General features: G+C 64.4%; 19 protein-coding genes. 14 read left to right on the top strand and 5 right to left on the bottom strand.

Annotated features, from left to right (window positions below; genetic code table 11):
- Nucleotides 1-34 precede the first annotated feature (34 nt).
- The 5 genes from GGI48_RS12050 (at nt 35) to GGI48_RS12030 (ending at nt 8346) form a co-directional block, all read left to right on the top strand.
- Nucleotides 35-976 carry an NAD synthetase gene (locus GGI48_RS12050; protein ID WP_085984431.1) on the top strand — a complete coding sequence of 314 codons (942 nt, stop codon included), beginning with the start codon at nt 35-37 and terminating at the stop codon, nt 974-976.
- Nucleotides 973-1434, top strand: a complete 462-nt coding sequence (locus GGI48_RS12045; RefSeq protein ID WP_047301358.1) for a hypothetical protein — start codon at nt 973-975, stop codon at nt 1432-1434. Before GGI48_RS12050 ends, GGI48_RS12045 begins: the two co-directional genes overlap by 4 nt.
- A 172-nt stretch (nt 1435-1606) precedes the next feature.
- Nucleotides 1607-4882 (top strand): DUF2126 domain-containing protein, encoded by a 3276-nt coding sequence (locus GGI48_RS12040; protein ID WP_179598469.1) that lies wholly within the window; start codon nt 1607-1609, stop codon nt 4880-4882.
- An 87-nt stretch (nt 4883-4969) separates the two neighbouring features.
- Nucleotides 4970-7456: a circularly permuted type 2 ATP-grasp protein gene (locus GGI48_RS12035; protein ID WP_016966116.1), complete on the top strand. Its 2487-nt coding sequence runs from the start codon at nt 4970-4972 to the stop codon at nt 7454-7456.
- On the top strand, nt 7456-8346 hold the full coding sequence (locus GGI48_RS12030; RefSeq protein WP_047301364.1) for a transglutaminase N-terminal domain-containing protein: 891 nt from the start codon (nt 7456-7458) through the stop codon (nt 8344-8346). Before GGI48_RS12035 ends, GGI48_RS12030 begins: the two co-directional genes overlap by 1 nt.
- A 97-nt stretch (nt 8347-8443) precedes the next feature.
- On the opposite strand, the gene GGI48_RS12025 is transcribed toward GGI48_RS12030, so the two are convergent.
- Both GGI48_RS12025 and GGI48_RS12020 read right to left on the bottom strand, forming a co-directional pair.
- A complete protein-coding gene (locus GGI48_RS12025) occupies nt 8444-8614 on the bottom strand; it encodes a hypothetical protein (RefSeq protein ID WP_179598467.1) in 171 nt (56 codons plus the stop codon).
- Between the two features lie 68 nt (nt 8615-8682).
- Nucleotides 8683-9270: a TIGR00730 family Rossman fold protein gene (locus GGI48_RS12020; RefSeq protein WP_179598465.1), complete on the bottom strand. Its 588-nt coding sequence runs from the start codon at nt 9268-9270 to the stop codon at nt 8683-8685.
- A 351-nt stretch (nt 9271-9621) separates the two neighbouring features.
- On the opposite strand from GGI48_RS12020, the gene azu reads away from it, so the two are divergent.
- Nucleotides 9622-10068: an azurin gene (gene azu, locus GGI48_RS12015; RefSeq protein ID WP_047301366.1), complete on the top strand. Its 447-nt coding sequence runs from the start codon at nt 9622-9624 to the stop codon at nt 10066-10068.
- A 154-nt stretch (nt 10069-10222) separates the two neighbouring features.
- On the opposite strand, the gene nadE is transcribed toward azu, so the two are convergent.
- The 3 genes from nadE to GGI48_RS12000 form a co-directional block, all read right to left on the bottom strand.
- A complete protein-coding gene (nadE, locus tag GGI48_RS12010) occupies nt 10223-11050 on the bottom strand; it encodes an ammonia-dependent NAD(+) synthetase (RefSeq protein ID WP_047301368.1) in 828 nt (275 codons plus the stop codon).
- Nucleotides 11051-11053: 3 nt separating this feature from the next.
- Nucleotides 11054-12268, bottom strand: a complete 1215-nt coding sequence (pncB, locus tag GGI48_RS12005; RefSeq protein WP_016967879.1) for a nicotinate phosphoribosyltransferase — start codon at nt 12266-12268, stop codon at nt 11054-11056.
- A 201-nt stretch (nt 12269-12469) separates the two neighbouring features.
- The gene (locus GGI48_RS12000) at nt 12470-13372 is read right to left on the bottom strand and encodes a LysR family transcriptional regulator (protein ID WP_047301370.1); all 903 of its coding nucleotides are present in this window, start codon (nt 13370-13372) and stop codon (nt 12470-12472) included.
- Between the two features lie 170 nt (nt 13373-13542).
- On the opposite strand from GGI48_RS12000, the gene GGI48_RS11995 reads away from it, so the two are divergent.
- The 8 genes from GGI48_RS11995 to GGI48_RS11960 all read left to right on the top strand — a co-directional run bounded on the left by GGI48_RS11995 (nt 13543) and on the right by GGI48_RS11960 (nt 23531).
- Entirely contained in the window at nt 13543-15033 is a 1491-nt protein-coding gene (locus GGI48_RS11995; RefSeq protein ID WP_103739551.1) for an aldehyde dehydrogenase family protein, read from the top strand.
- A 113-nt stretch (nt 15034-15146) separates the two neighbouring features.
- Nucleotides 15147-16430 carry an FAD-binding oxidoreductase gene (locus GGI48_RS11990; RefSeq protein WP_179598463.1) on the top strand — a complete coding sequence of 428 codons (1284 nt, stop codon included), beginning with the start codon at nt 15147-15149 and terminating at the stop codon, nt 16428-16430.
- Between the two features lie 364 nt (nt 16431-16794).
- A complete protein-coding gene (locus GGI48_RS11985) occupies nt 16795-17931 on the top strand; it encodes a branched-chain amino acid ABC transporter substrate-binding protein (RefSeq protein WP_016967874.1) in 1137 nt (378 codons plus the stop codon).
- A gap of 161 nt (nt 17932-18092) precedes the next feature.
- Nucleotides 18093-19007 (top strand): ABC transporter permease subunit, encoded by a 915-nt coding sequence (locus tag GGI48_RS11980; RefSeq protein ID WP_011058967.1) that lies wholly within the window; start codon nt 18093-18095, stop codon nt 19005-19007.
- Between the two features lie 2 nt (nt 19008-19009).
- Entirely contained in the window at nt 19010-20305 is a 1296-nt protein-coding gene (livM, locus tag GGI48_RS11975) for a high-affinity branched-chain amino acid ABC transporter permease LivM (protein WP_016967873.1), read from the top strand.
- Nucleotides 20302-21174, top strand: a complete 873-nt coding sequence (locus GGI48_RS11970; protein ID WP_016967872.1) for an ATP-binding cassette domain-containing protein — start codon at nt 20302-20304, stop codon at nt 21172-21174. The genes livM and GGI48_RS11970 overlap by 4 nt, the downstream gene beginning before the upstream one ends.
- Nucleotides 21171-21887 carry an ABC transporter ATP-binding protein gene (locus tag GGI48_RS11965; protein WP_016967871.1) on the top strand — a complete coding sequence of 239 codons (717 nt, stop codon included), beginning with the start codon at nt 21171-21173 and terminating at the stop codon, nt 21885-21887. The genes GGI48_RS11970 and GGI48_RS11965 overlap by 4 nt, the downstream gene beginning before the upstream one ends.
- Nucleotides 21888-22769: 882 nt before the next feature.
- Nucleotides 22770-23531: an SDR family oxidoreductase gene (locus tag GGI48_RS11960; RefSeq protein ID WP_016967870.1), complete on the top strand. Its 762-nt coding sequence runs from the start codon at nt 22770-22772 to the stop codon at nt 23529-23531.
- Nucleotides 23532-23655: the final 124 nt, after the last annotated feature.

Raw genomic sequence — 23655 nt, 5'->3', positions numbered from 1 at the left:
GGCCATCAGGCAGCTTTCAATCGCCAGACCAAGGATGAATCCCGTGACCAGCTCGTTAGCCGCCATTGGCATGGACTCCAGCCCTTCGCAGTTTCTTGCCCGCCAACGTATCGAAAGCCAGATCAACCTGCCGCGCCTGTTCGCCGCGATTGACGCCGACCCAGCGATTGTCGGCGCCGGGGTGGTGTACATCGATGCCGACTTCAACGTGGTGACCCTGCGCGAATTCAAGCCGATCTGCAGCATCACGCCCAAGCGCATCATCCTGCGGGAGGCGAAGAAGTACATCGCGCCCCAGCAGTTCGTCGATCAAGTGAAGAACAACCCCCGGGAATCCCGCCTGGCCACCGAATCGTTCAACACCACGCTGTCCTGCACCGCCGCGGTCATCGGCTGGCTGGTGGTCTTCAGTGGCAGCATCGCCGTGCCGTTCACCGCCGGCGCCAGCGCGTGGATGGTCGGCCTGGGAGTCACCGTCGCCGCGGCGGGCACTGCCCAGTGCGCCATCGGTGGCGCCCGGGTGATCAACGAGATCCAGGACCCGGCGGCCAACGACCGCATGGACGACGCCGAGTGGTACAACACCGTCTCGCCGATCCTCGACGGCATCTCGCTGGTGGGCGTCGGCGGCTCGGCGCTGACCACGGTCAAGCTGCTCAAGGCCAGCAAGGCCGCCGGCACCGGCAAAAGCTGGGTGCAGTTGCTCAAGGGCCTCAATCGCCAGGAGCGGGCCAAATTGACCAAGGAGTTGCTCAGCCTGCGCGACCCCAGCCTGACGCCCAAACTGCTCAAGTTGCAGCAACGGGCAGGGGGGCTGCCCAAGCGCTACTCGTCGGCGCAGATCAAGCACGCCACCCTGACGCAGATGAAGGACGCCCTGGGCGCCGCCCTGAGCACCGCCGGCAGTTACAGCTCCGGCAACCTGGGCACGGTGAAGACCCTGGCGGTGGGCCTCTACGAGGAGTTCGACCAGTGATTGGCGGCGGCCGGATGGCTGAGTTCCTCGCGCGTTATTTTCCGATTTTCATGCTTACGGTCCTGCTCGGCTGCTTCAGCGCTTCGCTGCTGCTGTCCCTGTGCGCAACCACCTATTGGCGGGGCATGGCGCCGGCCCAGCGCGACGACTACCTGCTGCTGGGCCTGTTGCTGCTGATTCCGCTGCTGGTGCTGGGCAACCTGCTGATCGTGCGCGGTGTGGCCTGGGCGGTGTGGCTGGTGGCCGGCTACTTTCTGACCTGCCTGCTGCTGGTGGTGCCGATGTTCCAGTACCGTCCGCACCAGGGCGTGTACCTGTGCGCCATGCTCGTGCCACTGCTCGGCCTGCTGTTGCTCAACAGCCGGCGGTACCGGGAGATGCGTGAACGCCTGCTGGAGATCCGCCACGAGCGTCGGCGCCTCCAGGCTGCCGCCAGGCAACCGCGCAAGCGCCGTTGATGCTGGCCCGGTCGGCGGGTGCATTTTCGTGCAATCCCTTGCACAGGGATGCACCGGTTGCGCGGTTTTGGTGCTGTACTGCCCCGAGTCGTTGAACAAAACCCCCGGATCTGTGCGCTGGCATAAGTCTTGCGCGGGTCCATCCACCGCTCAGGCTCGCAGGAGGCACGCCGTGTCGATCCATGTCGCATTGCACCACGTCACGCACTATCGCTACGACCGCGCCGTCGAGCTGGGCCCGCAGATCGTCCGCCTGCGCCCGGCGCCCCACAGCCGCACGCGGATTCTGGCCTATGCCTTGAAGGTTGAGCCCGAGGAGCATTTCATCAACTGGCAACAGGACCCCCAGGGCAATTACCTGGCGCGCCTGGTGTTCCCGGAGAAAACCACCGAACTGCGCATCGAAGTGGATCTGCTGGCGGAAATGGCGGTGTTCAATCCCTTCGATTTTTTCCTCGAGCCCTACGCGCAGCAGATCCCATTCAGCTACGCCGCCGATGAGCGGCGGGAGTTGGCGCCCTACCTGGAAACCCTGCCTCTGACCCCGACCTTCCAGGCCTACCTGGACGCCATCCCGCGCGCGCCAGTGCCGACCGTGGATTTCCTGGTGGGCCTGAATCAGCGGCTCAGCGACGACATTGCCTACCTGATCCGCATGGAGCCCGGGGTGCAGAGCCCGGAGCAGACCCTGGTCAATGCGTCGGGCTCGTGTCGTGACTCGGCCTGGCTGCTGGTGCAGCTGCTGCGCCACCTGGGACTGGCGGCGCGGTTCGTCTCCGGCTACCTCATCCAGCTGAGCGCGGACGTCAAGGCCCTGGACGGTCCTTCGGGCACCGACGTGGATTTCACCGACCTGCATGCCTGGTGCGAGGTCTACCTGCCCGGTGCCGGCTGGATCGGCCTGGATGCCACCTCCGGGCTGTTTGCCGGGGAAGGGCATATACCCCTGGCCTGCAGCCCCGATCCTTCTTCAGCGGCGCCCATCAGCGGTCTGGTGGAACCCTGCGAGTGCCAGTTCAGTCACGCCATGAGTGTCGAGCGGATCTGGGAAGCCCCCCGGGTGACCAAGCCCTACACCGATGAGCAATGGGCGGCGATCCAGGCCCTGGGGCGGCAGATCGACCATGAGCTGCAGCAAGGCGATGTGCGCCTGACCATGGGCGGCGAGCCGACCTTCGTGGCCATCGACGATCCCGACGGCGCCGAATGGAACACCGCGGCCCTGGGGCCGAACAAGCGCCGCCTGGCCGGCGAGCTGTTCCAGCGCCTGCGCCAGCGCTACGCCCCCCAGGGGCTGGTGCACTTCGGGCAGGGCAAGTGGTACCCGGGGGAGCAATTGCCGCGCTGGTCGCTGAACTGCTACTGGCGGCGCGACGGCGTGCCGATCTGGCACAACCATGCCCTGATTGCCGACGAGCACCAGGATTACGCCGCCGATGCGCAACTGGCCGGGCGTTTTCTGGCCTCTGTCGCCGAGCGCCTGAAACTGTCGGCGCGCTTCGTGTTCCCCGCCTACGAGGACCATTTCTACTACCTGTGGCGCGAAGGCCGCCTGCCGCTGAACGTCAGCGCCGAAGACTCGCGGCTGGAAGACGCCCTGGAGCGTCAGCGGCTGCGCAAGGTGTTCAGCCAGGGCCTGGACAAAGTCATCGGCCAGGTACTGCCCCTGGCGCGCACGGCCAAGGGCGACCAGTGGCAGAGCGGGCGCTGGTACCTGCGCGACACCCACTGCCGCCTGGTGCCCGGGGATTCGCCCCTGGGCTACCGCTTGCCCCTGGCGTCCCAGCCCTGGGTGACGGCGGCGGAGTACCCCTTCATTCACCCCCAGGACCCGAACCAGGACTTTGCGGACCTGCCGGGCCCACCGCAACTGGCGGATATCGCCGAGGCGGCCGCCGCCCAGGAGCGGGTTCCCGCGATCGACCAATCCGCCGACTGGCTGACCCGCACCGCGTTGTGCGCCGAGGCGCGGGAGGGGCGCCTGTACCTGTTCATGCCGCCGCTGGAGCGACTGGAGGACTACCTGCAACTGGTCAGCGTGATCGAGGCCACCGCCGCCGAGTTGCAGTGTCCGGTGCTGCTGGAGGGCTACGAGCCACCGGCGGATCCGCGCCTGGGCAACTTCCGGGTGACCCCGGACCCGGGGGTGATCGAGGTCAACGTGCAGCCCTCGGTGAGTTGGGACGAGCTGGTGGAGCGCACCGAGTTCCTCTACGAGCAGGCACGGCAGACCCGCCTGACCAGCGAGAAATTCATGATCGACGGGCGCCACACCGGCACCGGCGGCGGCAACCATTTCGTCCTGGGCGGCGCCACCCCGGGGGACTCGCCGTTTCTGCGCCGCCCGGACCTGCTGCGCAGCCTGATCAGCTACTGGCACAACCACCCGTCGCTGTCCTACCTGTTTTCCGGTTTGTTCATCGGCCCCACGTCCCAGGCGCCCAGGGTCGACGAGGCCCGTAACGATGCGCTCTACGAGCTGGAAATTGCCTTCGCGCAGATGCCCGCGCCGGGCGAGGAGTGCCCGCCGTGGCGGGTGGACCGCCTGTTGCGCAACCTGTTGATCGATGTCACCGGCAACACCCACCGCGCCGAGTTCTGCATCGACAAGCTGTACTCGCCGGATGGCGCCACCGGGCGTCTCGGGCTGCTGGAGTTGCGCGCGTTCGAGATGCCGCCCCACGCGCGCATGAGCCTGGTCCAGCAGTTGCTGCTGCGGGCCCTGGTGGCGCGCTTCTGGCGCGAGCCCTACGCTCCGGCCCGGCTGGCGCGCTGGGGCACGGAGCTGCACGATCGCTTTCTGCTGCCGCATTTCATCGAGCAGGATTTCGCCGATGTGCTGCTGGAGCTCCAGGCCGCGGGCTATCCCTTGCAGGCCGAGTGGTTTGCCGCGCACCGGGAGTTTCGTTTTCCCAAGGTGGGCGACTATGCCGTCGGCGGTATCGAACTGGAGTTGCGCCAGGCCCTGGAGCCCTGGCATGTGCTGGGGGAAGAGGGCGCGGCCGGGGGCACGGTGCGGTACGTCGACTCCTCGCTGGAGCGCTTGCAGGTCAAGGTCAGCGGGCTGACGCCCGAGCGGCATGTGCTGACCTGCAACGGCGTGCCGCTGCCCTTGCAGCCCACCGGGCGGGTGGGCGAGTTCGTCGCCGGGGTGCGCTTTCGCGCCTGGCAGCCGGCCAACTGCCTGCAACCGATGATCCCGGTCCATGCGCCGTTGGTGTTCGACCTGCTGGATACCTGGATGCAGCGCTCGCTGGGCGGTTGCCAATACCATGTGGCCCACCCTGGAGGACGCAACTACGACAGCCTGCCGGTCAATGCCAATGAAGCGGAAAGCCGGCGCATGGCGCGCTTTTTCCGCCACGGCCACAGCCCCGGCAGCCTGCGGGCTGCGCCGCCGACCCATAACCAGGAAATGCCCATGACCCTGGATTTACGACGCTTTTAGTCCCGCTGCGACGCCCGCGATATAGCCATATCCGGGCGTCATGGCTGTGGGTTAATCTGCCTTTTCCTGCCGTCTGCCGAGTGTTCCATGCCTGACTTGCTAGACCGCTACCCGCTGACGGCGGGTACCTACCACGAGCTGCTGGATGACCAGGGTGCGGTGCGGGCGCACTGGCGGCGCCTGCTCGAACAGCTGCAGCGCAGCAGCCCCGCGCAACTGGCTCAGCGCCAGGCACTGCTGACCCGGCAGATCCACGAGAACGGTGTCACCTACAACGTCTATGCCGATCCCAAGGGGGCCGACCGGCCCTGGGAGCTGGATTTGCTGCCCCATGTCATCCCGGTGGAGGAGTGGCAGCAGTTGTCGGCCGGGATCGCCCAGCGGGCGCGCCTGCTCAATGCCGTGCTGGCGGACCTGTACGGCCCGCAGCGCCTGATCAGCGAAGGGCTGTTGCCTGCCGAACTGGTGTTCGGGCACAACAATTTCCTCTGGCCGTGCCAGGGCATCCAGCCGCCCGAGGCGACCTTCCTGCATCTGTATGCGGTGGATCTGGCGCGCACCCCCGATGGTCGCTGGTGGGTCACTGCCGATCGGACCCAGGCGCCGTCGGGGGCCGGTTATGCCCTGGAAAATCGCATGATCGTGTCCCGGGCCTTTCCCGATCTGTACCGCGACCTGCAAGTGCAGCATCTGGCCGGCTTCTTCCGCACCCTGCAGGAAACCCTGGCCCGCCAGGCCCCCCGGGATGCCGAGGCGCCGCTGATCGTGCTGCTGACTCCGGGGCGTTTCAACGAGAGTTACTTCGAGCACCTGTACCTGGCGCGCCAGCTGGGCTACCCGCTGGTGGAAGGCGGCGACCTGACGGTGCGCGACGCCACGGTCTACCTCAAGACCCTCAGCGGCCTGCGTCGGGTGCACGCCATCATGCGGCGCCTCGACGATGATTTTTGCGATCCCCTGGAGCTGCGTACCGATTCGGCCCTGGGGGTGCCCGGCCTGCTCGACGCCGTGCGCCAGGGCCGGGTGCTGGTGGCCAATGCCCTGGGCAGCGGGGTACTGGAGTCTCCCGGGCTGCTGGGCTTCCTGCCGAAGATCAGTCAGTTCCTGCTGGGCGAGGAGTTGCTCCTGCCGTCCATCGCCACCTGGTGGTGCGGTGAGGCGCCTGTGCTGCAACAGGCCCTGGAAAAACTTCCGCAACTGTTGATCAAACCGGCGTTTCCATCCCAGAGCTTTACCCCGGTGCTGGGCCGCGACCTGAGTCCCGAGCAGCGCCAGCGCCTGGCCGAGCGCATGCGCGCGCGGCCGTATGCCTATGTCGCCCAGGAGCTGCCGCAACTGTCCCAGGCGCCGGTCTGGCAGGCCGAGGACGGCCGGTTGCAAGCACGGGCGATTGGCATGCGGGTCTACGCGGTGGCCAGTGATGAAGGCTACCGGGTCCTGCCCGGCGGCCTGACCCGGGTCGCCGCCGAGGCTGACGCCGACGCGGTGTCGATGCAGCGCGGCGGCGCCAGCAAGGACACCTGGGTGCTGGGGGAACGGGCCCCCAGCGGCGAGCAGTGGAAGGCCCAGCGCACCATTGGCGTCTACGATCTGGTGCGTCGCGACCCCTACCTGCCATCGCGTGTGGTCGAGAACCTGTACTGGTTCGGCCGTTACTGCGAGCGCTGTGACGACAGCGCGCGGTTGTTGCGGATCATGCTGGCGCGCTACGTCGATGGCGATGACCCGCAAGCCTTGCGCGCCGCGGTGGACCTGGGGGAAAGCCTGATGCTGCTGCCGGAGGAGGGCGAGTTGCCCGAGCGCCTGCTGGCGGCCCTGCTGGGCGAGGACTGGTCGTTCAGCCTGCGCTCTAACCTGCAGCGCCTGCAGTGGGCGGCGTCCCAGGTGCGCGGCAAGCTGTCCCGGGAAAACTGGCAGGCCCTGGTGGAGTTGCAGCGCGAGGCCCAGGAGCTGGATACCCAGGAGCCGGACTTCGGAGAGCTGCTGGACTTTCTCAATCGCCTGGTGATGTCCCTGGCGGCGCTTTCGGGCTTTGCCCTGGACGACATGACCCGGGACGAAGGCTGGCGCTTCCTGATGATCGGCCGGCGTATCGAGCGCCTGCAATTTCTCAGCAGCAGCCTGGCGGCCTTCCTGCGGGGCACTGCGGCCTTCGATCAGGCGGGCCTGGAGTGGCTGCTGGAGTTGGGCAACAGCAGCATCACCTATCGCTCGCGTTACCTGGCCGTGGCGCAGTTGATCCCGGTGCTCGACCTGTTGCTGCTCGACGAGCAGAACCCCCACGCGGTGCTGTTCCAGCTCAAGCTGGTGACCCGCACCCTCAAGCGTCTGAATGACGACTTCGGCGTGCCGCGCGACCTGGCGCTGCCCAAGCTGGTGGAGCGCCTGGCGCATTTCGACCTGGGCTGCCTTGAGAACTCGCTGTTCGGCCAGGCCAGCGTGCGGGCGGCGCTGGAGGGGCTGGCGGACCTTTTGCAGGAGATCGCCGAGGTCAGCGGACAGGTTTCCGATCGCCTGGCCCTGCGGCATTTCGCCCATGTGGATGATGTCAGCCAGCAAACGGTGTCGGTCTGATGAGCGCTCGTTACCAGATATTCCACGACACCCATTACCGCTATGACAGCCCGGTGTCCCTGGCCCAGCAACTGGCGCACCTGTGGCCCCGGGCCTGTGCCTGGCAACAGTGCAGCGAGCGGCAGTTGCTGATCAGCCCCGAACCCACCAGCCGCCGCGACGAACAGGATGTGTTCGGCAATCCCCTGACCCGGCTGGCTTTCGAACGGCCCCATGATGAACTGCAGGTCAACGCCCAGCTCAGCGTCGAAGTGCTGGACCGGCCGCCCCTGGACTTCGCGGCTTCCGAGGCCTGGGACGCTGCCCGCAACAGCCTGAGCTACAGCGGCAGGCCCCTGGCGCCCCAGGTGCTGGATGCCTGCCGGTATCGCTTCGAGTCGCCTTATGTGCACCTCAAGCAAAGCTTCGTCGAGTTTTCCGCCAGCTGTTTTCCCCCGGGCCGACCCTTGCTGCTGGGCGTCCAGGCGTTGATGGAGAAAATCTTCAGCGAGTTCACCTTCGATGCCGAGGCGACCCAGGTGGCCACGCCCCTGGTGGAGGTGCTGGAGCGCCGCCGTGGGGTGTGCCAGGACTTCGCGCACCTGATGCTCGCCTGCCTGCGTTCGCGGGGGCTGGCGGCGCGCTACATCAGCGGCTACCTGCTGACCCAGCCACCGCCGGGGCAGCCGCGGCTGATCGGTGCCGATGCTTCCCATGCTTGGGTTTCAGTGTTTTGCCCGGTGCTGGGCTGGGTGGATTTCGACCCGACCAACAATGTGCAGCCGGCGTTGGAACACATCACCCTGGCCTGGGGCCGGGATTTTTCCGATGTGTCGCCGTTGCGGGGAGTGATTCTGGGTGGGGGCAGCCATGACCCTGATGTCCGGGTCACCGTCATGCCCCTGGCATGACGCGGCCATCTCCAATCGTGTAGGCGCCGGCTTGACGGTGAAGACGGCGTAGGGCTGGAAGGCGCTTTCGCTGGCAAGCCAGCTCCTACGGGGCAGGTCAGGCCTGGGGGGCCTGGGGTTCGGCGTCGTCGATGCTCACTTCAGGGTCCGCATCCGCTGCGTTGCTTTCTTCGGCGGCGGCTTTCTTGCGTTGCAGCTTTTCCTCTTTCTTCTGTTCCTTGGCCAAGTCACGTTGACGTTTGGCGAAGGAGTAATTGGGTTTGGCCATGGGCGATCCTCTGGGGTCGAAGGTGAGGTTGAGCGGCGCGTATTCTGCCTGTAATCGGGCGGTGACCGTTAACTGGGTTTGCTGTCGGCCCACTTGTCCGCCACCGACGGTTTCCAGGCGTCCAGGGCATCCAGCAGGCTGGCGGGCGAGTCGCTGATTTGCAGCATGTCACGGTGCGGGGCGCGGACGAAGCCTTCGCCGACGATATGGTCGAGAAAACCGCTGAGTTTTTCATAGAAGCCGCTCACTTCCAGCAGGCCCAGGGGCTTGTGGTGATAGCCCAGCTGGCCCCAGGTCCAGACTTCGAACAACTCTTCCAGGGTGCCCAGGCCCCCGGGCAGGGCGATGAAGGCATCGCTGAGTTCGGCCATGCGCGCCTTGCGCGCGTGCATGCCGTTCACCACTTCCAGGCGGGTCAGGCCGTTGTGGCCGATTTCCTTGTCTTTCAGGCTTTGCGGAATGATCCCGATGACCTCGCCGCCGGCCGCCAGGGCTGCATCGGCGACGATGCCCATCAGGCCCACCGCGCCGCCGCCGTAGACCAGGGTCAGCTTGCGCTCGGCAATGGCCCGGCCCAGGGCCTGGGCGGCTTCACGATACAGAGGGTTGGTGCCGGTGCTGGCGCCACAGAATACACAGACAGATGTTAACGACATGCCTTACTCCGAGGTCATTGAGGGCCTCAGAGTAAAGGCAGGCAGGCGTGGCTCCAAGCATTAAACCTCGCGTTGCGGGGTTTCATGGGTGCCGCTGGCACCACAGGCGTAGGCGGCGAGCAAGCTGCGAAACAGGCTGTTGAAGGGCATGATCAAGGCTCCGGAAAGTGCAGGTGGTCGCAGTTTAGGGAGCACGTTGGGCGCTGGCTGTTTAATTGTCTCGATCGGCCCGATAGCAGAGAGTTGTATACAATTTTTTGATGCACATCATAGGAACTTGGGAGAAATTCAGGCAGTCTTCGGTCCCATGGATTCAGATGGATTTTGTTAACCCTGCCTTGGAGATTCACCATGTTTGCCAAACTCGTTGCGGTATCCCTGTTGACACTGGCCAGCAGCCAATTGATGGCTGCCGAATGCAAGGTCGATGTCGACTCTACCGACCAGATGTCCTTCAACACTAAGGAAATCACCATCGACAAGAGCTGCAAGACCTTCACCGTGAACCTGACCCACTCCGGCAGCCTGCCGAAGAACGTCATGGGCCATAACTGGGTCCTGAGCAAAACCGCAGACATGGCCGGCATCGCCACCGACGGCATGGCCGCTGGCATCGACAAGAGCTACCTGAAGGAAGGCGACACCCGCGTCATCGCCCACACCAAGATCATCGGTGCCGGCGAGAAAGACTCGGTGACCTTCGACGTGTCGAAGCTGACCGCGGGCGAAAGCTACCAGTTCTTCTGCTCGTTCCCAGGCCACAACTCGATGATGAAAGGCGCTGTGATCCTGAAGTAAGCATCAGGCCCAGCTGCAAAAAAAAGCGCCCCTCGGGGCGCTTTTTTGTGGGTGCATCTGTAGGAGCGGGCTTGCCCGCGAACAGGCCCTTGAGCCTTGTGCAGCATCAAGCGGCCCTTTCGCCGGCAAGCCGGGTCCTACAGAACGAGGTGGGTCATGGGGCAAAGGGCATCACGCGCTTGTGCTGGGTCTTGCGGTAGGTGTCGCAGATGATCTTGAAGGCTTCCTCGCGCACCGGCTGGCCGTGCAGGAAGGCGTCGATCTCGGCATAGGTGACGCCGTGGGACGCTTCATCCGGTTTGCCCGGGGACAGGTCTTCAAGGTCGGCGGTAGGGACTTTTTCCACCAGGGATTCCGGCGCGCCGAAATAGCGGGCAATGGAGCGCACCTGGTTCTTTACCAGTCCGCTCAGGGGCGCCAGGTCGCAGGCGCCGTCACCGAACTTGGTGAAGAAACCCATCACCGCTTCGGCGGCGTGGTCGGTGCCGATCACCAGGCCCTGGGCGGCGCCGGCGATGGTGTACTGGGCCACCATGCGCATCCGTGCCTTGGTGTTGCCGAGGACGAAGTCCCGGGACACCGCGTGCTGTCCTTCGAAGGCCGCTACTTCACTGGCCAGGGCCTTGACCGCCGGGCCGATGTTCACCGTGTGGCGCTCGTCGGGGTTGATGAAGTCCACCGAGGCCTGGGCATCGTGTTCGTCGAACTGGGTTTCATAGGGCAGGCGCACCGCGATGAAGCGATAGCTGTCGTCACCGCTGCGTTCGCGCAGTTCACGCATCGCACGTTGGGCCAGCAGGCCGGCGGTCAGCGAGTCGACGCCGCCGCTGATGCCCAGCACCAGGGACTTGAGCCCGGAATTGACCAGGCAATCCTGAATAAAACCGATGCGTCGGGCGACTTCCGCCTCCAGGGCGGCGTGGTCGGAAAAAGGGGCTTGGACCTTGAGCTGCTGCGCAATCTCACGCTGTACGGCTTGCATGATTCACTCCTTGCCAGGTTGGGCAGGTACTTGGAAAACGTGGCGCAAGTAAGCGACGAAGTTGGGATCCTTGCAATGGGTCTTGCCCGCTTCATCGGAGATCTTGGCGACGGGCTGGCCATTGCAGGCGGCCATTTTAAGCACGATGCTCATCGGCTCGACACCGGGAATATCGCAGGTCAGGTTGGTGCCGATGCCAAAGCTGACGTTGATCCGCCCGCGCAGCGCGCGGAATATTTCCAGGGCCCGGGGCAGGGTCAGGCTGTCGGAGAACACCAGGGTCTTGCTCATCGGCTCGATGCCCAGCTTGTGGTAGTGGGCGATGGCTTTTTCCGCCCAGAGGATCGGGTCCCCGGAGTCGTGGCGCAGACCGTCGAACAGCTTGGCGAAGAACAGATCGAAGTCACCGAGGAAGGCATCGGTGGTGATGCAGTCGGTCAGGGCGATGCCCAGCAGGCCGCGGTATTCCCGGACCCAGCAGTCGAGGGCGGCGATCTGGCTGTCGATCAGCCGTGGCCCCAGTTGCTGGTGGGCCATGATCCATTCGTGGGCCATGGTGCCCAGGGGCTTCATGTTCAGCTCGCGGGACAGGTGCACGTTGCTGGTGCCGACAAAACGCCCGGGGAAATCGTGCTTGAGCACGTTCACCACTTCTTCTTGAACCCGGTAGGAAAAGCGTCGGCGGGTGCCGAAATCCGCCATTTGCAGCTCGGACAGTTCCTCGCTGCTGGCGTTGGCGGTCAGCCAGTCGAACTTGCGATACAACTGTTCCCGGGCCTGCACCAGCTGGATCTCGCGGTAGCGATAGCGGTTACGCACTTCGCTGATGATGGCCAGCATCGGCACTTCGAACAGGATCACGTGCAGCCAGGGGCCGCGCAGACGGATGAACAGCTCGCCGTCCTCGATGCCGGTGTGCACGTAGCGCAGGTTGAAGCGGAACAGCCCGAGAAAACGCAGGAAATCCGGTTTGAGAAAGCTGATGCGTTCGAGAAAGCCCAGCTGGTCGGCGCTCAGGCTGAGTTCCGCCAGGCGCTCGAACTGGTAGCGGATCTCTGCCAGGTACGGCCGCAGATCCTCGCTGTTACGGCAACGAAACTCCCATTCCACTTCCACGTTGGGGTAGTTGTGCAGCACCGCCTGCATCATGGTCAGTTTGTAGAAGTCGGTGTCGAGCAGGTTCTGCACGATGCGATCGGCAAACACACTCTCGCTCATAACGGGAATCTCCATGCTGGCCGCGACGGACAGCGGCGGCTTCAGCTCTTTCAATGAAGGCGCTAGTGGCGCATAGACGTCCTGCGCTTGACCAGCGATTTTTGCGGCGGGCCATTCTCCTGCCGTAGGAGCTGGCTTGCCAGCGAACGGCTCTTCAGCCTTGTGCAGGGCTCGAGGGCTCCATCGCCGGCCAGCCGGCGCCTACGGGAGGGGAGCGTCGTTGTGTTCGAGCATCCAGCGCACGAAGTCGCGGACCTTGGGCACTTCCGCCGAGTGCTCGGGGTAGGCCAGGTAGTAGGCGTCCTGGCTGGGCATGGCGTACTTCCAGGCGATCACCAGCTTGCCCTCGGCCAGTTCCTCTTCCACCAGGAAGCGCGGCAGCAGGGCCACGCCACAACCGACCTGGGCGGCGCGGATGCACATGTAGAAGGTTTCGAAGCGCGGGCCGTGATAGCTGTGTTCGGTCTGGTAGCCCTGCTGTTCGAACCATTCGTGCCAACCCTGGGGCCGCGAGGCGTTCTGCAGCAGCACCAGTTCGGTCAGTTGCCGCGGATCGGTCAAGGGTTCGGCGGGCAGGCTGTCCGGGGCGCAGACCGCCACCAGTTCCTCGCTGAACAGCTTCAGGCTTTCGGTGCCGGGGCGCGCGCCCTGGCCGAAGTAGAACGCCAGGTCGGCATGGCCCTGGAGCAGTTCGTCCGGCTCCTGCTCGTTGCACAGGTCCAGGTGGATATGCGGGTGGCGCAGGCGCCAGCCCTTGAGGCGCGGCACCAGCCAGCGGGCGCCGAAGGTGTAGGGCGTGGACACCCGCAGCACTTCGGTTTCGCCGCCATAGGAGCGCAGGTAGTGGGTGGACATCTCCACCTGGGTGAGGATCTTGCGCACTTCCACCAGGTACAGGTCGCCGGCCGGGGTCAGTTGCAGGCGCCGCCGCACCCGGCGGAACAGCAGGTGCTGCAGCAGCTCTTCCAGTTGCGCCACCTGTTTGCTCACCGCGCTCTGGGTCAGGTTGAGTTCTTCGGCGGCGCGGGTGAAGCTCAGGTGCCGGGTCACGGCCTCGAAGCACTGCAGGGCGGTGATCGACGGCAGGTAGCGTTTGTTCAGCATGGGTGGTCCTTGTTCTTATCGGTGCTGGATACCGGCTCAGCATGAATAAACGGAATGATATCTCGCTTAAAGGTCGTTTGTTGGCAAGTCTCGGGCCAGCTACAACTACAGGCCTTGATGGCCGTCACGGCGGCCTGGATCTTTCGCGTTCATCTGTCAGGAGTAACCCCATGGTTGCCGCATTGCTTGATCGTCTGGGTGTCAACCCGGCCCTGTACCAATCGGGCTCCCAGCCTGTGCATTCGCCCATCGACGGCAGCAAGATCGCCGCGGTGAACTGGCAGGGCGCCGCCGAGGTGGAGCAGCAGGTCAGTCGTGCAGAGCATGCTTTCGCCCTGTGGCGCAACGTGCCGGCGCCCCGTCGTGGCGAGCTGGTGCGGCAATTCGGTGAGGTGCTGCGCGAGTACAAGGCCGACCTGGGGGAACTGGTGTCCTGGGAAGCCGGCAAGATCACCCAGGAAGGCCTGGGGGAAGTGCAGGAGATGATCGATATCTGCGACTTCGCCGTCGGCCTGTCGCGCCAGCTCTACGGCCTGACCATCGCTTCCGAGCGCCCGGGCCACCACATGCGTGAAACCTGGCATCCCCTGGGCGTGGTCGGGGTGATCAGCGCCTTCAACTTCCCGGTGGCGGTCTGGGCCTGGAACACCGCCCTGGCGCTGGTCTGCGGCAACCCGGTGATCTGGAAGCCTTCGGAGAAGACCCCGCTCACCGCCCTGGCCTGCCAGGCGTTGCTGGAGCGGGTGCTGAAGAACTTCCAGGACGCTCCCGAGTACCTGAGCCAGGTGATCATTGGCGGCCGCGACGCCGGCGCCGCCCTGGTGGACGATCCGCGCGTGGCCCTGATCAGCGCCACCGGCAGCACCCGCATGGGCCGCGAAGTGGCGCCGAAAGTCGCCGCGCGCTTTGCCCGCAGCATCCTCGAACTGGGCGGCAACAACGCCATGATCCTCGGCCCGAGCGCCGATCTGGACATGGCCGTGCGCGCCATCCTGTTCAGCGCCGTCGGCACCGCCGGCCAGCGCTGCACCACCTTGCGCCGGTTGATTGCCCACGAGTCGGTGAAAGAAGACATCGTCACCCGGCTCAAGGCGGCCTACTCCAAAGTGCGCATCGGTCACCCCCTGCAGGGCAACCTGATCGGCCCGCTGATCGACAAGCACAGCTTCGATGCCATGCAGGACGCCCTGGAACAGGCCCTGAGCGAAGGCGGCCGGGTCTTTGGCGGTCAGCGCCAGTTGCAGGAGCAGTTCCCCAATGCCTACTACGTGTCGCCGGCGATTGTCGAAATGCCGGAGCAGAGCGATGTGGTGTGCAGCGAAACCTTCGCCCCGATCCTCTATGTGATCGGCTACAACGACTTCGAGGAAGCCCTGCGCCTGAACAACGCCGTGCCTCAGGGCCTGTCGTCCTGCATCTTCACCACCGACGTGCGTGAAGCCGAGCGGTTCATGTCGGCGGTGGGCAGTGACTGCGGGATTGCCAACGTCAACATCGGCCCGAGCGGCGCGGAAATCGGCGGCGCCTTCGGTGGCGAGAAGGAAACCGGCGGTGGTCGTGAGTCCGGCTCCGACGCCTGGCGCGGCTACATGCGGCGCCAGACCAACACCGTCAACTACTCCCGGGAACTGCCGCTGGCCCAGGGCATTACCTTCGATTGAGTCTATTCGCGAGCAAGCTCGCTCCTATGGGGTGATTTGTAGGAGCCAGCTTGCTGGCGAACAGCGGTCAATGCGTTTCAGCGTCTGTGGTTCGTTGATTTCGGAGTCTGGCAATGGCGCTACAAGAACAATGTCTATGGGAAAAACTGACCCCGCAGCGGCCTGACAACGCCCCGCTCAAGGGCGAGCTGACGGCGGATGTGTGCATCATCGGCGCCGGTTTCACCGGCCTGTCGGCGGCGGTGCATCTGCTGGAGCAGGGCAAGCGGGTCTGCGTGGTCGAGGCCCATCGCGCGGGGCAGGGCGGGTCGGGGCGCAACGTCGGGCTGGTCAACGCCGGTATGTGGATCCCGCCGGACGAGATCGAGGCCGGTTTCGGCGAGCAGGTGGGCAGCCAGCTCAACCGCATGCTCGGCGCCGCGCCGGCCCTGGTGTTCAGCCTGGTGGACAAGTACCAGATCGATTGCCAGTTGCGCCGCGAAGGCACCTTGCACATGGCCCATAACGCCCGTGGCGAGGCTGACCTGCGCAGTCGCGAAGAACAATGGAAGCGCCGTGGCGCCCCGGTGGAGCTGTTGACCGGCGCGGCCTGCGAGCAGGCCACCGGCACCCGCAAGATCGCCGCCGCGCTGCTCGACCGGCGTGCCGGCACCCTTAATCCGATGGCCTACACCACCGGGCTGGCCAAGGCCGCGGTCAAGCTCGGCGGCCAGCTGTTCGACCATTCCCCGGTGACCCGCCTGGAGCGCCAGGGCCAGCGCTGGTCGGTGCAGACCGAGCAGGGTTCGGTGCTGGCCGAGCAAGTGGTGATCGCCTCCAACGCCTACACCGAAGGCGACTGGACCGAGCTGCGGCGCAATTTCTTCCCCGGCTACTACTACCAGGTGGCTTCCGCGCCGCTCACCGAAGAGGCGGCCCGGCAGATCCTGCCCGGTGGCCAGGGTTCCTGGGATACCCGTCAGGTGCTGAGCAGTATCCGCCGGGATGCCGATGGGCGCTTGCTGCTGGGCAGCCTGGGCAATGGCAACCAGAAGCCTCTGTGGTTCCTCAAGGCCTGGGCCGACCGGGTGCAGCAGCACTACTTCCCTTACCTCAAGCCGGTGCAGTGGGAATGCACCTGGACCGGCTGCATCGCCTTCACCCCCGATCACCTGATGCGCCTGTTCGAACCGGCCCCCGGCCTGGTGGCCGTCACCGGTTACAACGGCCGAGGGGTGACCACCGGCACCGTGGTCGGCAAGGCCTTCGCCGACTACCTGTGCAACGGCGATCCCCAGGCACTGCCGATTCCCTTCGCGCCCATGCAGCCCCTGGCCGGCGTGGGCCTGCGCAGTTGCCTGTACGAAGCCGGTTTTTCCCTCTATCACGCGGGCCAGTGCCTGCGGATCGTGATCTGAACAAGGAAATAAATAGCCGCAGACGACGCTTTTCGATGCAGCGACTAGCCTGTAATGGTGCGGCTCGTAGCAGTCCCGCACCAGCAGTGTGCAGTTCGGTGACGCGGGCTGTTACAGCAAGGTTGCACGTTGAATTGTGTCGCGGTTGCAATGATGGCACGCATGGGTTGCGCCCATTAAAAAGCAGGGTTTCACCTTCCGCGGTTTAGACGGTTGCACGCCCAATAAAAAAGGGCTCGAAACAGTCGAAATAACAATAAGACAGCGACTTTTTTCAGAATAAAAAACCACTGGCACGGCGCTTGCTCTGAGCAACCTTAGTGAAGTCGCAGTGCCAACTAAAAAAACCTTGGAGCACCACCTCATGTCCCAGACGTTTTACAAGAAAGGCTTTCTGGCCCTCGCAGTGGCAACTGCGCTGGGTGTTTCTGCGTTTGCTCAAGCCGACCTGAAGATCGGTGTAGCGGGTCCCATGACAGGCGCCAATGCGGCATTTGGCGAGCAGTACATGAAGGGTGCACAGGCAGCGGCTGACGAGATCAACGCCAAGGGCGGGGTCAACGGCGAGAAGATCGTGCTGGTCAAGGGCGACGACGCCTGTGAACCGAAGCAGGCGGTGGCGGTGGCCAACCGTCTGGTGGACCAGGACAAGGTCGCCGGCGTGGTCGGGCACTTCTGCTCCTCGTCGACCATTCCGGCTTCCGAGGTGTACAGCGACGCCGGCGTGATTGCCATCACCCCGGGCTCCACCAACCCGCAAGTCACCGAGCGCGGCCTGTCCGCGATGTTCCGTATGTGCGGGCGTGACGACCAGCAGGGCATCGTCGCCGGCGACTACATCGTCGACGTGCTCAAGGGCAAGAAAGTCGTGGTGCTGCACGACAAGGACACCTACGGCCAGGGCCTGGCGGACGCCACCAAGGCACAGCTGACCAAGCGCGGCGTGACCCCGGTGCTGTACGAGGGCCTGACCCGTGGCGAGAAAGACTTCAGCGCCGTGGTGACCAAGATCCGCGCCGCCGGTGCCGACGTGGTGTACTTCGGTGGCCTGCACCCGGAAGCCGGTCCGCTGGTACGCCAGCTGCGCGAGCAGGGCCTGAAGGACGTCAAGTTCATGTCCGACGACGGCATCGTTACCGACGAACTGGTGACCACCGCCGGTGGCCCGCAATACGTCGACGGCGTGTACATGACCTTCGGCGCCGACCCACGCCTGCTGCCCGACAGCAAGGCGGTGGTGGATGCCTTCCGCAAGGCCGGCACCGAGCCTGAAGGCTACACCCTGTACGCCTACGCCTCGGTCCAGGCACTGGCCGCCGGCTTCAACGGCGCCAAATCCAACAAGGGCGAAGACGCCGCCAAGTGGCTCAAGGCCAATCCGGTGAAAACCGTGATGGGCGAGAAGTCCTGGGACGCCAAGGGCGACCTGAAGATCTCCGACTACGTGGTCTATCAGTGGGACAAGGACGGCAAGTACCACCAGCTGGAAAAACAGAAGTGACATGAGTCCGAACGGGCCGGCATCACCCCCTGATGCCGGTCCCTGCTCGTGCAGTACTTGCCTTTTCTCGTAGAGCTGCACAACGCACGTGTTGCGCAGACGGGTGATCCCTGTCCGGCGTCAACGGCCTGTGCAGTCTCTCAAGTCCGTGAGATTGCGTTATGGATGGTATTTTCCTGCAGCAACTGATCAATGGACTGACCCTCGGGTCCGTCTACGGTCTGATCGCCATCGGCTACACAATGGTCTATGGCATCATCGGCATGATCAACTTCGCCCACGGCGAGGTTTACATGATTTCCGCTTACCTCGCGGCAATCAGTCTGGCTCTGCTGGCCTACTTCGGCATCGAATCCTTCCCGCTACTCATTCTCGGCACGCTGATCTTCACCGTGGTGGTGACCGGGATCTATGGCTGGGTGATCGAGCGCGTGGCCTACAAACCCCTGCGCAACTCCACCCGCCTGGCACCTTTGATCAGTGCCATCGGTATCTCGCTGATCCTGCAGAACTACGCGCAGATCAGCCAGGGCGCCAAGCAGCAAGGGGTGCCGACCCTGCTGGCCGGGGCCTGGAAAGTCGACATCGGCACCGGCTTCGTGCAGCTCACCTACACCAAGATCTTCATCCTGGTGGCGGCGTTCGCCGGCATGGCGCTGCTGACCTACATCATCAAGTACACCAAGCTGGGGCGCATGTGCCGGGCCACCCAGCAAGACCGCAAGATGGCCTCGATCCTCGGCATCAACACTGACCGGGTGATCTCCTACGTGTTCGTCATCGGCGCGGCCATGGCGGCCCTGGCCGGGGTGCTGATCACCATGAACTACGGCACCTTCGACTTCTATGCCGGCTTCGTGATCGGCATCAAGGCGTTCACCGCGGCGGTGCTCGGCGGCATCGGTTCGCTGCCCGGAGCGATGCTCGGCGGGATCATCCTCGGGATCTCCGAGTCGCTGTTCTCCGGCTTGATCAACTCCGACTACAAAGACGTGTTCAGTTTCTCGCTGCTGGTGCTGATCCTGATCTTCCGTCCCCAAGGCCTGCTGGGTCGCCCACTCGTGGCGAAGGTGTAAGTATGTCTGCTGCCAATAAACCGATTGATATCAAAAAGAGCGTCATCGACGCCGTGCTCGCCGGGCTGATCTCGCTGATCGTCTTCGGCCCCATCGTGGGCGTGGTGCTCGACGGCTACAGCTTCAACCTGCAACCGACTCGCGTGGCGTGGCTGGTGGCGATCGTCATGGCCGGCCGCCTGGCCCTGAGCCTGTTCCTGCAAACCCCCAAGGGCCTGAAGATTCTCCAGGGCTTCGAGACCACCGGTTCCGGGGTGCATGTGCTGGCGCCGGACTACAAGTCGCGGCTGCGCTGGATCATCCCGGCGCTGATCGTGATCGCCATCGTGTTCCCGTTCTTCGCCAACAAGTACCTGCTGACCGTGGTCATCCTCGGCCTGATCTATGTGCTGCTGGGCCTGGGACTGAACATCGTGGTGGGCCTGGCGGGGCTGCTGGACCTGGGCTACGTGGCGTTCTATGCCATTGGCGCCTACGGCCTGGCCCTGGGTTACCAGTACCTGGGCCTGGGCTTCTGGACCGTGCTGCCCCTGGCGGCGATTGCCGCGGCGCTGGCGGGGTGCATATTGGGCTTCCCGGTGCTGCGAATGCACGGCGACTATCTGGCCATCGTGACCCTGGGCTTTGGCGAGATCATCCGCCTGGTGCTCAACAACTGGCTGTCCTTCACTGGCGGCCCCAATGGCATGCCGGTGCCTTCGCCGACCTTCATGGGCCTGGAGTTCGGGCGCAAGGCCAAGGACGGCGGGGTGCCGTTCCACGAGTTCTTCGGCCTGGAATACAACCCCAACCTGAAGTTCCTGTTCATCTACATCGTGCTGTTCATCGTTGTGCTGCTGGTGCTCTACATCAAGCACCGGCTGACCCGCATGCCGGTGGGCCGGGCCTGGGAAGCCCTGCGTGAAGACGAGATCGCCTGCCGCGCCATGGGCCTGAACCATGTGCTGGTGAAACTCTCGGCCTTCACCCTCGGCGCTTCCACCGCCGGCCTGGCCGGGGTGTTCTTTGCCAGCTACCAGGGCTTCGTCAACCCGTCCTCCTTCACCTTCTTCGAGTCGGCGCTGATCCTCGCCATCGTGGTCCTGGGGGGCATGGGCTCCACGGTGGGCGTGGTGATCGCGGCCTTCGTCCTGACCGTGGCCCCGGAGCTGCTGCGCAGCTTCTCCGAATACCGGGTGCTGCTGTTCGGCATTCTCATGGTGTTGATGATGATCTGGCGACCGCGAGGGCTGATCCGCATCAGCCGTACCGGGGTCACTCCACGCAAAGGTGCTCTGACTGAGGGGAACGCGCCATGAGCGAATACATTCTTTCGGTCGAGAATTTGATGATGCACTTCGGCGGCATCAAGGCCCTCAGCGACGTCAGCCTGAAGGTCAAGCGCAACTCGATCTTCGCCCTGATCGGCCCCAACGGCGCCGGCAAGACCACGGTGTTCAACTGCCTGACCGGCTTCTACAAGGCCTCCGGCGGGCGCATCGAGCTCAATACCCGGGGCCAGCAGACCAACGTCATCAAGCTCTTGGGCGAGCCGTTTCGCGCCAGCGACTTCGTGTCGCCGAAAAGCTTCGCCAGCCGCCTGTACTACAAGATGTTCGGCGGCACCCACCTGGTGAACCGGGCCGGCCTGGCGCGGACTTTCCAGAACATTCGCCTGTTCAAGGAAATGTCCGTGGTGGAGAACCTGCTGGTGGCCCAGCACATGTGGGTCAACCGCAACCTGCTGTCCGGCATCCTCAACACCAAGGGTTACCGCAAGGCCGAAAGCGCCGCCCTGGACCACGCCTTCTACTGGCTGGAAGTGGTGGACCTGGTGGACTGCGCCAACCGCCTGGCCGGCGAGCTGTCCTACGGCCAGCAGCGGCGCCTGGAGATCGCCCGGGCCATGTGCACCCGGCCGCAGATCATCTGCCTCGACGAACCGGCCGCCGGCCTCAACCCTCAGGAAACCGAAGCGCTGAGCGCGATGATCCGGCTGCTGCGCGACGAGCACGATCTGACCGTGGTGCTGATTGAACACGACATGGGCATGGTGATGAGTATTTCCGACCACATCGTGGTGCTCGACCACGGCAACGTGATCGCCGAAGGCGGACCGGAGGCGATCCGCAACGATCCGAAGGTGATCGCCGCCTACCTGGGTGCCGACGAAGAGGAGCTGGTATGAGTCAACCTATCCTCGAACTCAAGGACCTGGACGTGTACTACGGCCCGATCCAGGCCCTGAAGAAAGTCTCGCTGCACATCAACGAAGGGGAAACCGTGAGCCTGATCGGCTCCAACGGCGCCGGCAAATCGACCCTGCTGATGTCGATTTTCGGCCAGCCCCGTGCCGAGTCCGGACAGATCCTCTATCGCGGTGTGGACATCACCCACAAGTCGTCCCACTACATCGCCTCCAACGGCATCGCCCAGTCCCCAGAAGGGCGCCGGGTGTTCCCCGACATGACCGTGGAAGAGAACCTGCTGATGGGCACCATCCCAATTGGCGACAAGTACGCCAATGAGGACATGCAGCGCATGTTCGAGCTGTTTCCGCGGCTCAAGGAACGGCGTACCCAGCGGGCCATGACCATGTCCGGCGGCGAGCAGCAGATGCTGGCCATTGCCCGGGCGCTGATGAGCCGGCCCAAGTTGCTGTTGCTGGATGAACCGAGCCTGGGGCTGGCGCCTATCGTGGTGAAACAGATCTTCGCCACCCTGCGGGAGTTGGCGGCCACCGGCATGACCATCTTCCTGGTGGAGCAGAACGCCAACCACGCGCTGAAGCTCTCTGATCGCGCCTACGTGATGGTCAACGGCGAGATTCGCCTCAGCGGCACTGGCAAGGAGCTGCTGGTCAACGAGGAGGTGCGCAACGCTTACCTGGGCGGTCACTGACGGCCCGCTGTGTGGATAAAAATGCCCCGCCGGCTCCCGCCGCCGGGGCATTTTTTATCCACAGCGGCGACCCGTCTTGCAGGCGCTGGCCGGCCAGCTAAACGACCCGCGCCGATGACCGCTATCCAGCGGCGGCTGTGGGTTCGAGGTGCGTCGGCAAGCCGGCTCCTGCGCGCTTGGGCAGAGTGCGTTCGGACAAGGGCCACTCACGTAGGACAATTGTGGACAACATTATTCGCAAGCTGGTAAAGCGCGGCATAAAGACGCTGCAAACAGTTGTTTTTCCACCGTTTTGACTTGTCCCCGTTTGCTGTGGAGCGGGCTGTGGGTAACGTGGGAGTAGCTGGCTGAAGGCCTTTATTTACGTGGCTTGCAGGCGATTGTGTGTTTTTTGACCAGGGCTTTTGGAGCGGCTCGTGGACGCAATTGTCAACCTTTTTATTGTCGCAGCCAGACCCTGCCAAAGGCTTGGATAAGCCTGTGGATAAGTCTGTGACTAAACTCTGGAAAGACCGCGCTGAGCAGCGTGGTTGCTGGCCTCTGGCCTTATGCACTTTGACCGCGCGGTCATCTTTGCCGGCGGCGGGTGCACGGACGACTGCTGCGGGTCAAGCAAAAAACTTCTCGTGATCGGCTACAGGCCTTGTGCACAGTGGCTTTGCGGGATCTGCACTTGCCCCCAAAGACTGTGGACCGGCCTGTGGATAAGGTGCGCGCAGCTGGCTGCAGGCCGCGTCTGCTGTGCCTTTCAGGGCGGTGAGCGTTTTTTGTACAGTCGCCCGGGGGATCCGGCGCTTCTGTTGCCGCCCGGAGCCGGGCCGGGCATGCTGCGAAACGCTTTTTTATCGACACGGCGGCTCGCCACCCAGCAAGGAGAACACCATGACTTCCACACTGTTCATTACGGGCGCGACATCCGGTTTTGGCGAAGCCTGCGCCCGGCGTTTTGCCGCGGCCGGTTGGTCGCTGGTGCTCACCGGTCGTCGCCAAGAGCGCCTCGACGCGCTGTGCGCAGAGCTTTCCAAGCAGACCGAAGTGCACGGCCTGGTGCTCGATGTGCGCGACCGCAAGGCCATGGAGAACGCCATCGCCAATCTGCCGGCGTCCTTCGGCAAGCTGCGTGGCCTGATCAACAATGCCGGCCTGGCCCTGGGGGTCGACCCGGCGCCCAAATGCGACCTGGATGACTGGGACACCATGGTCGACACCAACATCAAGGGCCTGATGTACAGCACCCGCCTGCTGCTGCCGCGGCTGATCGCCCATGGCCGGGGCGCCGGGATCGTCAACCTGGGCTCCATCGCCGGCAACTACCCGTACCCGGGCAGCCACGTCTATGGCGCGAGCAAGGCCTTCGTCAAACAGTTCTCCCTGAACCTGCGCTGCGACCTGCAGGGCACCGGGGTACGAGTGACCAACATCGAGCCGGGCCTGTGCGAAAGCGAGTTCTCCCTGGTGCGTTTCGCCGGTGACCAGGCGCGCTATGACGCCACCTATGCCGGCGCCGAGCCGATCCAGCCCGAGGACATCGCCGACACCATCTTCTGGGTGCTCAACACGCCGGCCCACGTCAACATCAACAGTCTGGAGCTGATGCCGGTAAGCCAGACCTGGGCCGGTTTCGCCATCGAGCGCAAGGCGTAGCCGCTGCGCAGGGCCGTCAGGCCCTCCTGCGGTTGCAAGACCTCGGCGATCGCAGCCTCGCCATGGCTCGGCAGCGACTACAGTTGTACTCGGAAACACATAAGCTGATTCGTTTCAGCTAAAG

Origin of the sequence: Pseudomonas protegens (assembly GCF_013407925.2) — a bacterium.
GTDB classification, from domain to species: domain Bacteria; phylum Pseudomonadota; class Gammaproteobacteria; order Pseudomonadales; family Pseudomonadaceae; genus Aquipseudomonas; species Aquipseudomonas fluorescens_AP.
This window is presented reverse-complemented; position numbering and strand designations above follow the sequence as displayed.